Source organism: Nonomuraea sp. NPDC004702 (genome assembly GCF_053601695.1).
This window is the reverse complement of record NZ_JBSGCE010000013.1, coordinates 15,253-28,534: the sequence shown is the minus strand read 5'-3', so window position 1 is coordinate 28,534 and position 13,282 is coordinate 15,253. Positions and strand designations below refer to the sequence as shown.

14 protein-coding genes are annotated in these 13,282 nt (G+C 73.9%); 7 read left to right on the top strand and 7 right to left on the bottom strand.

Annotation, left to right across the window (positions count from 1 at the left end):
* Window positions 1-57: 57 nt before the first annotated feature.
* Window positions 58-726, top strand: a complete 669-nt coding sequence (locus tag ACWEJ6_RS18230) for a hypothetical protein (RefSeq protein ID WP_452424803.1) — start codon at window positions 58-60, stop codon at window positions 724-726.
* Here the strand turns inward: ACWEJ6_RS18230 and ACWEJ6_RS18225 are convergent.
* Both ACWEJ6_RS18225 and ACWEJ6_RS18220 read right to left on the bottom strand, forming a co-directional pair.
* Entirely contained in the window at window positions 723-1,376 is a 654-nt protein-coding gene (locus tag ACWEJ6_RS18225) for a hypothetical protein (protein WP_452424801.1), read from the bottom strand. The two genes, ACWEJ6_RS18230 and ACWEJ6_RS18225, sit on opposite strands and share 4 nt — an antisense overlap.
* 121 nt (window positions 1,377-1,497) lie before the next feature.
* A complete protein-coding gene (locus ACWEJ6_RS18220) occupies window positions 1,498-2,100 on the bottom strand; it encodes a cadmium resistance transporter (protein WP_452424799.1) in 603 nt (200 codons plus the stop codon).
* Window positions 2,101-2,339: 239 nt separating this feature from the next.
* On the opposite strand from ACWEJ6_RS18220, the gene ACWEJ6_RS18215 reads away from it, so the two are divergent.
* The gene (locus ACWEJ6_RS18215; protein ID WP_452424797.1) at window positions 2,340-2,687 is read left to right on the top strand and encodes a hypothetical protein; all 348 of its coding nucleotides are present in this window, start codon (window positions 2,340-2,342) and stop codon (window positions 2,685-2,687) included.
* 15 nt (window positions 2,688-2,702) lie between these two features.
* Here ACWEJ6_RS18215 and ACWEJ6_RS18210 read toward each other — a convergent pair whose 3' ends face one another.
* Window positions 2,703-3,653 (bottom strand): LysR family transcriptional regulator, encoded by a 951-nt coding sequence (locus ACWEJ6_RS18210; protein ID WP_387676570.1) that lies wholly within the window; start codon window positions 3,651-3,653, stop codon window positions 2,703-2,705.
* A gap of 136 nt (window positions 3,654-3,789) precedes the next feature.
* Here ACWEJ6_RS18210 and ACWEJ6_RS18205 point away from each other — a divergent pair, with 136 nt between their 5' ends.
* The 3 genes from ACWEJ6_RS18205 to ACWEJ6_RS18195 all read left to right on the top strand — a co-directional run bounded on the left by ACWEJ6_RS18205 (window position 3,790) and on the right by ACWEJ6_RS18195 (window position 8,226).
* Window positions 3,790-5,031 carry an MFS transporter gene (locus tag ACWEJ6_RS18205; protein WP_452424795.1) on the top strand — a complete coding sequence of 414 codons (1,242 nt, stop codon included), beginning with the start codon at window positions 3,790-3,792 and terminating at the stop codon, window positions 5,029-5,031.
* 26 nt (window positions 5,032-5,057) lie between these two features.
* The gene (locus ACWEJ6_RS18200; RefSeq protein WP_452424793.1) at window positions 5,058-5,663 is read left to right on the top strand and encodes a cysteine hydrolase; all 606 of its coding nucleotides are present in this window, start codon (window positions 5,058-5,060) and stop codon (window positions 5,661-5,663) included.
* Between the two features lie 70 nt (window positions 5,664-5,733).
* A complete protein-coding gene (locus tag ACWEJ6_RS18195) occupies window positions 5,734-8,226 on the top strand; it encodes a hypothetical protein (protein ID WP_452424791.1) in 2,493 nt (830 codons plus the stop codon).
* Between the two features lie 41 nt (window positions 8,227-8,267).
* Here ACWEJ6_RS18195 and ACWEJ6_RS18190 read toward each other — a convergent pair whose 3' ends face one another.
* Both ACWEJ6_RS18190 and ACWEJ6_RS18185 read right to left on the bottom strand, forming a co-directional pair.
* Window positions 8,268-9,044, bottom strand: a complete 777-nt coding sequence (locus ACWEJ6_RS18190) for a hypothetical protein (RefSeq protein WP_452424789.1) — start codon at window positions 9,042-9,044, stop codon at window positions 8,268-8,270.
* Window positions 9,045-9,085: 41 nt separating this feature from the next.
* Window positions 9,086-9,910 (bottom strand): phytanoyl-CoA dioxygenase family protein, encoded by an 825-nt coding sequence (locus ACWEJ6_RS18185; protein WP_358301562.1) that lies wholly within the window; start codon window positions 9,908-9,910, stop codon window positions 9,086-9,088.
* Between the two features lie 101 nt (window positions 9,911-10,011).
* On the opposite strand from ACWEJ6_RS18185, the gene ACWEJ6_RS18180 reads away from it, so the two are divergent.
* Entirely contained in the window at window positions 10,012-10,833 is an 822-nt protein-coding gene (locus ACWEJ6_RS18180; RefSeq protein WP_452424786.1) for a helix-turn-helix domain-containing protein, read from the top strand.
* Here ACWEJ6_RS18180 and ACWEJ6_RS18175 read toward each other — a convergent pair.
* Window positions 10,793-11,908 carry a sensor histidine kinase gene (locus ACWEJ6_RS18175; RefSeq protein ID WP_452424784.1) on the bottom strand — a complete coding sequence of 372 codons (1,116 nt, stop codon included), beginning with the start codon at window positions 11,906-11,908 and terminating at the stop codon, window positions 10,793-10,795. The genes ACWEJ6_RS18180 and ACWEJ6_RS18175 overlap by 41 nt on opposite strands.
* Window positions 11,901-12,596, bottom strand: a complete 696-nt coding sequence (locus ACWEJ6_RS18170; RefSeq protein WP_387676592.1) for a response regulator transcription factor — start codon at window positions 12,594-12,596, stop codon at window positions 11,901-11,903. The genes ACWEJ6_RS18175 and ACWEJ6_RS18170 overlap by 8 nt, the downstream gene beginning before the upstream one ends.
* An 87-nt stretch (window positions 12,597-12,683) precedes the next feature.
* Here ACWEJ6_RS18170 and ACWEJ6_RS18165 point away from each other — a divergent pair, with 87 nt between their 5' ends.
* The gene (locus tag ACWEJ6_RS18165) at window positions 12,684-13,274 is read left to right on the top strand and encodes a D-alanyl-D-alanine carboxypeptidase family protein (protein WP_452424782.1); all 591 of its coding nucleotides are present in this window, start codon (window positions 12,684-12,686) and stop codon (window positions 13,272-13,274) included.
* Window positions 13,275-13,282: the final 8 nt, after the last annotated feature.

Sequence of the window (13,282 nt, the reverse complement as noted above, 5' to 3'; positions counted from 1 at the left end):
ATTTCAAGCAATCGTCCGGTTGACGGGGCAGCTCTTCGGCGCCCGGCCGAAGAGATTGTGCGCACCCCGGCCCACGCCGCCGACAGCGGGTCCCACCACGAGGACTGGGTCTACCGTTCGGACTCCCTGTGCCTCCTGGTCTACGCCGAGATGCTCGACCTCTCCGACAGAAACGCCGGCTCCTACCAGACGTCCGCGGCGAACGTCTACGGGCCGAACGGCGGCATCCCGTGCGGCCGTGGATGGGCCGTGCCCGCCGGCCATCTCGCGATACGTCAGGTCGTGCTCGTCTACGACCTGGCCCGCCAGGTCTGGGGCGCCTGCGCGGGCCTGGACTCCGGCTTGCATCACACCCCCGACACCACCTCTCACGCCGACTGGTACATGTGGAGCGGCGAGGGGTCCAACCCCGCCCCCTGCGGCACCGCCTGGTACGCGACGCCGGCCTTCGGATACGTCTGGGACGACGGCTGGAACGGCGGCTCCCTGCCGTCGGGCAACGTGTGGATCACCGCCAGGTACGGCCTCCAGGAGAAGACGCCACCGGCGCGGCCGCCGCGCCCGTCCTGGATCACCGGCACGGGCGCGGTCGACCCGAGCAGGCTCCCGGACCGCCTGCCGCTCATCGGAGCCGACGGCGAACCCAGGCGCACGGGCTCGGGCGGCGTCGCCACCGTCGACACCGCCACCTTGTTCGGGCCGCCGTCCCAGCCGCCGCCCGGCTAGACCTGCTCCTCCGGGTCGCCGTCCGCCGCCGGGGCCGGGGCGATCCGCAGCGGTGCCGTGGCCCCGCCGGTGAGCTCGCGCCCCTGGTCGAGGACATGGCCGAGCTGCCTGGCCAGCAGCGGGACGGTCGCCGGCGGCAGGTACGCGTCCGCGCCGGCGTCGAGCAGCCGCCGGACCGGGCCGTGGTACCGGACCCCGAGCTCCGGGTCCTCGATCTCGGTGACGACCACGCGGGCCTTGGGGAACATCGACCGGAGCCCGGCGATCAGCTGCGGGCTGCCGGCGGGCACCAGCAGCACGTCGGCCGTCGCCGGGGCGGCGTGCATGTCGAGCACCACGTAGTCGGCCCCGAGCCGGTCGGACAGCGCGACCCGGGCGGCGTTCGACAGCTCCATCGCGGTGGCCACGACCGTCACACTGTCGTGGTCGACCGGCGGCGGATCGCCGGGCTCGTCCGGCGCCCCGCGGCCGACGACGGCGCCCTGGACCACGTCGACGGTGCTGGAGATCGTCGCGATCGACGCGCCGTCCCGCGTGAGGACCAGGCTCTCGCCGGGTTCGAGGGCGTCGACGAGCGCGACGACGTCCTCGGGCAGGCGGGCCACGTCGATCCGCGGCGCCGGACGGGCTGCGCGCCGGCGCGTCACCATGCCCGCGCCCCCGAGGCGCCGCCCGAGCGGATCAACATCCGCCACCCCCTTCCGATGCCGTGATCTTGTTGGACGCCCCCGCCCGGCCCTTGGTTCGGGCCGCGCCGAAGTTTCCCCGGATCTAGAGGCCGAAGGCCCCGCCCTCGACGAGGATGAGCAGGCCCAGGCCGATCAGGACCACGGGCAGCAGGACGTGCCCCCACCGGCTCAGGGCGCGGGCGACCAGGGGACGGGTGGCGAAGAGCCGTCCGGCCGCGCACCACACGCCGACCAGGACGAGGAACACGGCGACGTACCCGCCGGTGCCGCCCGGTCCGGCGGTGGCGAAGACCGGCACGTACACGCCGATGTTGTCGCCGCCGTTGGCGAAGGTGACCGCGGCGACCTCCAGCGTCCTCGGGCCGCCGGGCGGCTCGCCGCCGGGGTCGCCGTCGTCGCCGTCGCGGCGGTTCCGCCACGCCTGCCAGGCGGCCTTGACGCCCAGGACGAGGGGGAGCAGCCCCAGGTACGGGATCAGCGACCCGGGAAGGAAGGTCGCCCCGAAGCCCGCCGCCACGGCCACCGCCACCAGGGCCAGGAAGCCCAGGTACTGTCCCGCCACGATCCGGACGGCGACGCCCCGCCTGCCCGCGCCCTGGGCGAAGAACAACGCCAGGATCAGGATGTCGTCGATGTTGGTGGCGGCGAACAGCCCCGCGGCCTGCCCGATGATGCCCAGATTCACCAGAGGGGATCCTTCTGTCCAGAGATGCCCGGATGACCCTATCGGGGCGCAGGCGGGCCTGGGAGCCGCCGATGCGGCGTCCCACACCGGACGGGTCCGGCCGAGTCCGGCCGAGGTGCTGTTGGACACCGCGCCGGGGCGGCTTCGCTGTCGTCCACCGGACGCGGCCGGGCGGGCACGCCCGGCGCGCCCCGGAGCGCGTCGGCCGCTTCCGCCGATTCCGACCGAAGGAGACCATCATGCGCGCACGCAGCGCACTCACAGCCGCCGTCCTCGCCGCCGGCGCCCTGACGATGCCCGGCGGGCCGGCGCACGCCGGGCCGGACCTCCGGGCGGCCGACGGGCCGTGCCGGGCCGAGCAGACCCACCGCGTCGGCGGCAGCGTCATCAAGTACGAGCAGTTCGGGGCGCGGTCAGTCTGCCCGGCCGGCACCTACCAGCACTGGCACCAGGTCCACATCCGCTGCGGGATCGAGCCGGAGCGCCCCGGGCCCATGGTGGGCGGCACGTCCGTCTCGGAGGAGTGGTGCCCCAAGAACACCCTGCTCCAGGACTACTGGGTCACCCAAGGCCCTCAGGAGGGCTGACCGGCGAAGGGGCTGTCAGCCCGCCCGGCGGCCGTTCCCCGCCCGTGCCCAGGCCGGGGCCCACGTCCCGGCCTGGCGCTCGGCCGCCGTGGCGGCGAGGTGGGCGCGCAGGGTGGCCAGCGCCGGGTGCGGGTTGTCGCGGCGCCACAGGAGGGAGTGCGGGTAGACGGGCGTGGGGCCGGTGACCGGGATGCGGCGCAGCCCGTGACCGGCGGGCCAGACGAGCCGGGTCCGGTCGCCCATGAACGTGGCCAGGGCCGGGGTGTCGGCGATGGTGTCGAGGAGCACGTCGGAGCCGAAATTGGGGCCGGTCGCCTCGATGCTGAGGCCGAACTCGGCGACCAGGTCGTCGTAGAAGGCGGTCCACTCCGTGCCGGGGGCGAGGCCGGGCATCCAGATCCGGTGTCCGGCGAGCTGGTCGAGGGTCACCGAGCGGGCGTCGGCCAGCGCGTGGGCGGGGCCGGTGAGGAGCTGGAGGGCCTCGTCGACGACCCAGGCGGACTCGACGTCGTCGGGAAGGGGCCGGCCGGGCATGGCGACGGCGCGGAAGGAGGCGTCGATCGTGCCGGACCGGATGGCGGAGACGGCCGCGTCGATGTCGGACAACATCACCACGTCGAGGTCGATGCCGGGGTAGGCGTGATGGAAGCCGCGCATCAGGCCCGACCCCGCGCCGCGCGAGGCCAGCACGTCGACCCGCAGCGGACGGCTGCCCGCCCGTACGGACGCGACCGCGCGCTCGGCGACCCGCAGCAGCTCGCGGGCGTGCGGCAGGAACGCCTGCCCGTCGATGGTGAGCGTGGTGCCGCGCGGGGTGCGGGTGAACAGCCGCACCCCGAGGTCGCGTTCCAGGGCGGCGATGCGCTTGGAGACGGCCTGCTGGGTGACCGCCAGGTCGGCGGCGGCCTCCTGGAACTGCCCCGCCTCGGCGGCGGCGACGAAGGTCCGGACGATGTCGAGGTCCATGCGCACACCTTACGGACACAACCATCCGTTGTGCGGATCGGGCCGTCCGGTTGTTTGATCTCCTGCTCACCGGCCCGATTGGATGCTCCCGATCGCGTATCGGTTGTACGGGTGAGTGACGAGGAGCGTCGGGGACATGAGGGACGGGCACCGGCTGGGCCGCCGGTTCGGATGGTTGTGGGCGGCGTACGGCACCAGCGCGCTCGGCACGTGGCTCGCCTTCGGCGCGTTCCCGCTGATCGCCGTCCAGGTGCTGCACGCCGGGCCGGCGGAGGTCGCGGCGCTGTCGGCGGTGGGCGCGGCGGTGGGCGCGGCCGTGGCGGTGCCGCTCGGCCCGTGGGTGGAGTTCCGCCGCAAGCGGCCCGTGCTGATCGCGGCGGACCTGGTGCGGTTCGCGGCGCTGCTGACGATCCCCGCCGCGTTCGCGCTCGGCGTGCTCACCTTCGTCCAGCTGCTGCTGGTCTCGGTCGTGGTGGCGGCGGCCGACATCACCTTCCGCGCCGCCTCCGGGGCGTACCTCAAGACGCTGCTGCCGGGCGAGCACCTGCTCGTCGCGAACGCCCGCCTGGAGTCCACGACCTGGACGACCACGATCGTCGGGCCGCCGCTGGGCGGCGCCGCCATCGCGCTCCTCGGCCCGGTCGCGACGGTGGTGGCCGACGCGGTCAGCTACCTGCTGTCGGCCCTGGGCGTGCGCGCGGCGGGCGGCGGCGAGCCGCGCCCCGCACGCCGGGAGCCCGCGCGCATGCGCGCCGGCGACCTGCTCGACGGCTGGCGGCACATCCTCGCCGACACCGCGCTGCGCCCGCTGTTCCTCAACACCGCCCTGTTCAACGGGCTGCTGATGGCCGCCGACGCGCTGCTGGCCGTCCTGATGCTCGGCCGGCTGGGGTTCACCTCGTGGCAGTACGGTCTCGCCTTCGCCGTGCCCGCGATCGGCGGGCTGCTCGGGGCGCGGCTGGCCCGTCCGCTGGTCACCCGGTTCGGGCAGCACCGCGTCCTGGTCGTCACCGGGACGTTGCGCGCGGTGTGGCCGCTCGGGCTGGCCTTCGTGGGGCCCGGCACCGGAGGGCTGCTGCTGGTGATGGGCGTCGAACTCGGGCTCATCTTCTGCTGCGGCGTCTTCAACCCCGTCTCGGCCACCTACCGCCTCGAACGCACCCCGAACGACCGGATCACCCGCACGCTGTCGGCCTGGTCGGTGACGACCAAGGCGTCGACGGCGCTGCTGACGGCCGCCTGGGGGGCGCTGGGCGCCCTGCTCGGCCCCCGTACGGCCATCGGCCTGGCCGGCGTGCTCGTGCTGGCGACCCCGCTGCTGCTTCCGCGGGGCGCCGCCGCAGCCCGTCCCGAGCCGGTGCCGGCGACCCACGCCTGAATCCCCTCATCACCAAGGAGACAACGATGACCGTCACGTCCCCCGAGCTCGACCCCCGGGCGTCCGCGCTGCTCGTCCTGGACCTCCAGCAGGGCGTGCTCGCCTCGCTCCCCGGCCTGGAGGGCCAGGAGGCGCTGCTGTCCCGGGTGGCCGACGCCGCCGCCGCCATGCGCGCGCACGGCGCCGCCGTCGTCCACGTGCGGCTCGGCTTCACCGAGGCCGACTGGGCGGCGATCCCGGCCGCCAACCCGACGTTCTCGCTCATGGGGCGCGGACGCCTGCTGCACCACGAGGACCCCGGCACGGACTTCCACCGGCGGGTCGCGCCCGAGCCCGGGGACCTCGTCGTCCGCAAGACCCGGGTGGGCGCGCTGTCCACGACGGACCTCGACCGGCGGTTGCGGGAACGCGGGATCACCACCCTGGTCGTCGCCGGGCTCACCACCAGCGGCGCCGTCCTGTCCACCGTCGCCGACGCCGCCGACCGCGACTACCGGCTGCACGTCCTGTCGGACGGTGTCGCCGACCCGGACCCGCACCTCCACCGGACGCTGATGACCGGCGTGTTCCCGAGAACGGCCCACGTCGTCGACACCGCCGGGCTGCATTCGCTCCTGCGCGAGAGCCGATAGTCGCGAACCGTTCGATTTCACTTTCGTATCGCGGGCGGGCCGAATTGCCCGTGCCCCCAATACTGGGTGCATGGCTCCCCTGAACGGCGATTTCGACGCGTTCGCCTTGATGATCGACGAAAGAGTCACGGCACGCAGGGCCGCTCCGGCGCTCGTCGTGAAGATCTATGAGGGCACCCGGGCGGCCGCCCCCGGCGTCGTCGTCAAGGCGCTCGCCCGCCGGCTGCGCACGGCGGACGACCGGCCGCTCGTCCCGCACGCCGAGCTCGACGAGGCCACCAGCCTGGACGGGGTCGTCGTCCAGCTGGGCAACACGACGCCACGCGGCTGGGGCACAGTACGTTTTCCCCGTTATCGGGCCTTGAGCGCGATAAAGGATGGCGAACGGGCAACCGGCGCACTAGAGCTGGCATTTCACGACCTTCACCCAAATCTCGCCTATTTCGTACGGAGTGCCAACCAAGTAGGCGGATTGTCGTTGTTTTTCCAGGTTCTCCTGTTCATCCTGGCGGGCTGGGCGATCCGCGGAGTTTTCCGCTGGTCGTGGCGCCGCCGGACCCGCGGCTGGTTCCCCGGCTACATCGGGCATGACAGGGCCGACTTCTTCCCGGAAGCCGGCCGGCTCATGTGGGGCCCCGACCGGGAGCGACAGGAGGGGGCCCTGCTCCGGGCGCTCCTGTGCGACCTGGAGGCCGCCTTCACCCCCAGGCTGTCACCGTGGCGGCGGCGTCGCCGCAGCAGGTTCGTGCTCTTCGTCACCGGCGACGCCGCGCTCACCGACCGCGTCGCCGCTGCCGTCCGGGACACCCGCGTACGTCGCACGGTCGTGATCGCCGCGCCCGAGTCCGGCGCCGAGGCCCCGGGCCCGGACCTCAGGTGGGCGGCGAGCGTTCTCGACGGCGAGGCGGCCCTCGACCCGGCCGAGGGCGTCATCCAGGGGACCGGCGGCCTCGACGCCGCCGCCCTGGCGGGCCGGAGCAGGATCCCCGTGCGGCTCGGCAGCCCCGCGCTCGCCGCGACGGAGGCCGTGGCGCAGGGCCTGGCCGCCGTCGGGCTGGCGGCCGTGCTCGCGATCCCCTGGCTGCCCCCGATCCGGCCGCCGGACACCTCCTGCCTCGCGCGGCCCGCGCCCGGCCCGGCGAGCCCGCCCGCGCCGGTCCCGGACGCCGCCGGGGCGCAGAGCCTCTACGCCGCGGACAAGCAGCGGATCGAGGCCGAGAACGCCAGGGTCGATGCCAAGGAGAAACAGGGATACACCGTCAAGACCGTGGTGTACCTCGGCTCCGGCGTCGCGGCCTTCGAGCATCCCGAGTACAACGGCGTGCTCCCCGAGCTGCGCGGGATCCGGCTGGCCCAGCAGAAGATGAACGACATGGCGGAGGCCACCCCGCACAGCCGGCGCAACTACGACGGCAACGTCTTCGTGCGGGTGAACGTCGAGGAGGCCGGCGCCGGGTACGCGAAGGCGCCCGAGATGGCGCGCCGGATCGCGGCCCAGCCGGACCGGAAGGTGCTCGGCGTGATCGGGCTGGGCGAGAGCCGGAAGGAGACGATCGAGGCCCAGCGGATCCTCGGCGACGGCGGCCTGCCCATGCTGGGCATCGGCGCCACCTCGGAGACCTTCCAGTCGCACCCGCTCTATCACCAGGTCTCCTACGACAATCCGGAACAGGCCCGGCTCATCGCGGCCTTCGTCAGGAACGCCGGCGTCATCCCCGCCGGTGACGGCACCTGCGCCCCCGCCGCCTCGGCCGTCATCCTCGGCGATCCCGACGACGACTACAGCAAGACCCTCAGCGACGACTTCGCCGCCGAGTTCCGGCCGAGCACCCAGCTGTGGTTCTCGCCGTCGAACAAGAGCCCCCAGCCCGGCGGCAGGACGGTGTACAGCCTGTCGGCGCTGGCCGACGAGACCTGCGCGATCGTCGCCAAGGACCCGCGGCGCACCCTGGTCCTCTGGCCGGGACGGGCCCAGCGGCTGCGCGACTTCCTGCAGACCGTCAAGGGCAAGAACGCGTGCCCGAGCGCCCTCACCGTGCTGGCCGGTGCCGACGTCACCACCACGGTGACGCGCGCGCAGCAACTGTCGTTCGACGGCGTCACCCTGTACTACTCGGCGCACGCGCTCCCCAGCCGGCCGCCGAACGAGATGGGCAGGGAGTACCTCGCCCGCTACTCCGCCGCCTACGGCCACGACGCCTGGTACGACCACTGGCGCGGGCCGCTCGCCTACGACGCCCTCATGACCATGGCCACGGCCGTCAACACCGTCTGCCAGCTCAACAAGGCGGCGGGGTGCGGGCGGGGTTCGGTGCAGGTCCTGTCCTCCTTCGGCGTCGGCGGCGACGCCGGCCTGCGCGGCGCGACGGGGACGATCGTCTACCCGAGCGATCCCCGCAACGCGTCGGGCGCGGTGACCGTCGTGCCGTCCGACAAGAGGTTCCTCATCCTCCGGGACACGCCCCAAGGGCCGGTGGTGGCCATGGAGTGCGGCCGCCGCGACGGCGGCGACGTGAAGACCACCTGGGGCCCGCACGACGAGTTCGCCTGCCCCCGCCGCTGAGCCCGTGCGCTGACCTCGGGCGCGGGCCGGTCACTCCGGGATCAGGCACTGATCCTGGTGTGCAGGACGAGGCCGCCGTCGTCCGCGGGGCCGAACCCGAGCTCCCGCAGCTCGGGGACGTCGATCGCGGTGACGACGCCCAGGGCGCCCGCCTCGGCCACCTCTTGGACCGCGAGGCGGGCCAGCGCCCGGCGCACCCCGGCCGGGACGCCGGGCTGCACGTACGCCACGTCGAGGCGGGCCATGGTGTGCCGCTCGTCCTCCCAGGACGCGGCGGCGTGGCCGACGAAGGGCTCCCCGCGGTCGTTGTCGACGTAGGCCTGGAGCCAGCAGGCCAGCTTCGCCTCGGCGATCAGCCGCCGCGGGACGCCGACGTCCAGCCCCGCCCCGGCCAGCCAGATCCCGGCATCGGTGGCGGGCGCGTCGTCGTCGAGGGGGACCTCGCCGACGTGGTATCCGGCCGGCCAGACGTCCGGAGCGTGGCGGGTGTCCAGCAGGACCCGGCCGTCGCGGACCGTCCGGCGGCTCCGGCGGACCAGCCCGGTGTCGAGCTCCTCCATGAGGAGGAACTCGACCTTGCGGGCCCACGCGCCGGCCGGGGACACCGGAAGGCCGGTCCACGCGCTCTCCGACGCCGCCGGGAACCCGATCCGCAGGGCGTACGTGTTCGGGTCCCGCCGCCAGCGGAAGACCACCAGCAGGCCGTCGCCCTCCGCCACGACCTCGACCCCGGCGAACCCCGCCGTCACGGCGCCAGGACGCAGCAGCCGCGCCCTGACGGCTGCGAGCGCATTGGCTCGCGACCACTCGACAGTCACGCCTCCAGATTGGCACACCCGCGGGCGGGCGTGACCGTCGCTCACCTGTCCCCGGGCTCCGCGGGGCAGGGGTCGCCGACGTGGACGTGCGGGACCGGGTAGAGCACCTTGCGACGCTGCTCGGTCAGGCCGCCGAGCCAGGACTCGTCGTAGACGTAGCCGTACCTGCTGCCCGCCCATACCGGGCCGTAGCGGTAGATGACCACGCGGCGCTCGCCGGGGTTGGTCCGGGTGGAGCCGCCGTGCATGAGCCCGTCCACGAAGAGCAGCGCGTCGCCCTTCTCCAGGTGGACGGGGATCGCGCCCGGCAGGGTGTCCATGCGGTCGCCCCTGGCGTAGTCGCCGCCCAGCGGGTGCCGGAAGTTCGACTTGTGCGAGCCCGGCACCACCATCGTGGCGCCGTCGCCCTCGCCGATGTCGGTCAGCGCGAGGATGATGTTGACCTGGCCGCAGCGGAAGACGCCGTGGTCGTAGCGGTAGCCGCAGCGCAGCGCGGTGCGGTAGCCGCCGGAGTGCACGGGGTGGTGCCCGCCCGACTCGCGGATCGAGGCGATCGTCTCGTCGACGAAGACGCCGGGGATGTAGCTGTCCTCCTCGCCCGCGTAGTGCCTGACCAGGTCGAACCAGCTCGGGTGGTCGACCAGCTCCTCGAACGGCCGGCCCGCCGCCACCGCCTGGTGCAGCTCGAAGCCGGTCTCGGGGGTGTAGTCGCGGCGCTGGGCGCCCCGGTACCACTCGCCCCTGGCCAGGTGGCGGGGGAAGGCGTCGAACTCCTCGTTGAGCCGCCGCAGCAGATCCGCGTCCACGGCGTTCCTGAGGATCAGGTAGCCGTTGAGGTCGAACATGAAGTCGTCCAGCTCGGACATGGTGGAACCTCCGGGGTGTGGTGAGATGCCGCCACTCTGCCGCGACGACCGCATTCCGGTCATCCACCCGGAAGATCCGAGATGTCGCATATCCTCAAGGTGTGCAGTCTCTCGCCCAGGTCATCGGCCTGCAGGCGTTCCACGTGACGTCGGGCCCCATGCCCCGCTCCCACATCCACCCCGAGGTCGAGTTCAACCTCGTCCTGTCGGGCACCGCCAGGTACGCGACCGTCGGCGGCGAGGTGGACCTGCCGCCCGGCCGGCTCGCCGTCTTCTGGGGCGGCTACCCGCACCGGCTGCTCACGGCCGAGGGCGTGGACTTTCTCTGGGCCACCGTCCCGCTGAGCGCCGTCATCGGCCACGACCCGCTGCGCGGCGCGGTCGAGCGGGCGCTGTCGGGAGATTTCCTGTACGGCACCGCCGCAGAGGGCGAGCACGACCGTTTCCTCATGAGCCGCTGGGACCGGGAGCTGCGCCACGAGCCGGCCCCCGCCGTGGCCGAGGTCTGCCTGCTGGAGATGCACGCCCGGCTGGCCCGCCTGACCGGCGGGCCGCGCGAGACGGCGCCCGCCGAAGCCGCGGCGGCCGGATCGGCCGAGCGCATGCTGGCCGTCGTCGCCCGCCGCTACACCGAGCGGCTGACGGTCGAGGAGATCGCCGAAGCCGCCGGGGTGCACCCCACCTACGCGGCCCTGGCCTTCAGGCGGGCCCTCGGCATGCCCGTCTGGCAGTACGTCACCCGGCTGCGGGTCGCCCACGCCTGCCGGTTGCTGCTGGTCACCGGCTGGGGCGTCGACCGGGTCGCGCACGCCAGCGGCTTCCAGACGAGGTCGAGCTTCTACCGGGCCTTCGGCGAGTCGACCGGCCTGACGCCCACGGAGTTCAGGCGGCGGGCGATCGCCGACGGTGGGTGCCCTCCGTGACGTCCGCCGGGAGGCGCACGGTGACGCGGAGGCCCCCGGACGGGCGGGGGACGAGGTCGAGCGTCCCGTCGTGCGCCCGCACGATGCTGCCGACGATCGCCAGGCCCAGCCCGACCCCCGCGTGGTCGGCGCGGACGCGGTCGGTGCCCCGCCGGAACGGCTCCACCAGCGTGGGGACCACGTCAGGGGGCAGCTCGTCGCCGGTGTTCTCGACGGTGAGGGTCACCGTCCCGGCGTGCACGGCGGTCGTGACCCACACCGTGCCCTGTCCGGCGAGGTTGTGCACGATCGCGTTGTGCACGAGGTTCGTCGTCATCTGGAGCAGCAGCGCGGGTGAGCCGGTGGCGGGGGCCAGGTCTCCGGCGGTCTCGACGGCGAGGCCGCGCCGCTCGGCCAGGGGCAGCAGCGTCTCGACGGCCTCCTCCGCGATCAGCGACAGGTCGACGCGCTCGCGCGGGAAGGACCGCTGGTCGGCCCGGCTGAGCAGGAGCAACGCCTCGGTGAGGTCGATCGCCCGGGTGTTGACCAGGTGGAGGCGGTCGATCAGCTCGGCGGGGTCGCGGGTGGGGTCGGTGCGGGCGACGTCGAGCAGCGTCCGGGCGACGGCGAGCGGGGTGCGCAGCTCGTGGGAGGCGTTGGCGGCGAATCTCCGCTGCTCGGCGACGTGCGCTTCGAGCCGTACGAGCATGGTGTCGAAGGCGTCGGCGAGCTCGCGCAGCTCGTCCGCGCGGCCCGGCAGGCGGATGCGGTGGGAGAGCGAGCCGCCGGTGGCCCTGCGGGCGGCGTCGGTGATGCGGGTCAGGGGCGCGAGCATCCGGCCGGCCAGCAGCCACCCGCCCACGAGCCCGAACACCAGCAGGAACGCCAGCACGAGAGCCGCGACCGGGGCGAACGACCGCAGGATGGCCGAGCGGTTGACCATGAAGTCGCCGGTGGAGTAGATGGCGTCGTCGGGCAGACCGCGCATGTAGTACACCCCCACGGCGCCGAGCGGCACGAGGCCCGCGACCACGAGGAATCCGGCGTAGCTCAGGGTGAGCTTGAGCCGCACGCTCAGCCCGGGGGCCCTACCCACGATCCTCCCCCTCGCGCCCGGCGGCGGGCGCCGTGTCGATGCGGTAGCCGACCCCCGCCACGGTGGCGATCACCCAGGGCTCGCCGAGGCGCTTGCGCAGGGACGAGACCGTGATGCGGACGGCGTTGGTGAAGGGGTCGGCGTTCTCGTCCCACGCCCGCTCCAGGAGCTCCTCGGCGCTGACGACCCCGCCCTCGGCGGCGACGAGGACTTCGAGCACGGCGAACTGCTTGCGGGTGAGCGCGACGTAGCGGCCGTCGCGGAAGACCTCGCGGCGGAACGGGTCGAGGCGCAGGCCCGCGATCTCGCGCACCGGCGGCCTGCTGTGGCCCCGCCTGCGGTCGAGCGCTCTGAGGCGGAGCACGAGTTCGCGCAGCTCGAAGGGCTTGGTGAGGTAGTCGTCGGCGCCGAGTTCGAACCCGCTGGCCTTGTCGTCGAGCCGGTCGGCGGCGGTGAGCATGAGGATGGGCATGCCGCTGCCGGAGGCGACGATGTGCCCGGCGATCTCGTCGCCCGAGGGGCCCGGGATGTCGCGGTCGAGGACGGCGATGTCGTAGGCGTTGACGCTCAGCAGCTCCAGGGCGGTGTTCCCGTCGCCGGCGATGTCGGCGGCGATGGCTTCCAGGCGCAGGCCGTCGCGGACGGCTTCGGCCAGATAGGGCTCGTCCTCGACGATCAGTACCCGCATACCCCTGACCGTACGGCCCGGGGCCTATCGCCGGCATATGAAAAATCCCATACGGGCCGGCAACGGCCCGCTGCCTTGACTGGCGGCATGACACCCAGCGGACCAGCACGAACGGCAGCCCGCCGGACCCGGTCGGCCCTGGTGGCCGCGCTCGTCGTCCTCGGCGGGACGCTCGCGGCCGGCGTCGTCGTCCACCGGGCGGTGACGTCCCTGACCGTCTCGGCGTACGACGAGGCCGAGGGGGCCGTGCCCGAGGGCGTGACGGTCTTCGACGACGGGGTCCCGGCCGTCGCCGGCCTCGACGCCGACCTGCTCCGGGCCCTGCGCCGGGCGGCGGCCGAGGCCGCGGGCGACGGCGTCGAGTTCGTCGTCAACAGCGGCCGGCGTTCCCCGGCCTACCAGGAACGGCTGCGCCGGGAGGCGGTCGCCCGGTACGGCTCGGAGCGGGAGGCCGCCCGATGGGTCGCCTCCCCGGACACGTCGCTGCACGTGTCGGGGGAGGCGGTGGACCTGGGGGCGGCCGCCGCCGGATGGTTGTCGGCGCACGGCGCCGCGTACGGGCTGTGCCAGATCTACCGGAACGAGCCCTGGCACTACGAACTGCGTCCGGCAGCCGCCGGCCGCGGCTGCCCGCGCACGTACGCCGACCCCGCCCGCGACCCGAGGCTGCGGCGCTGACCGGCGTC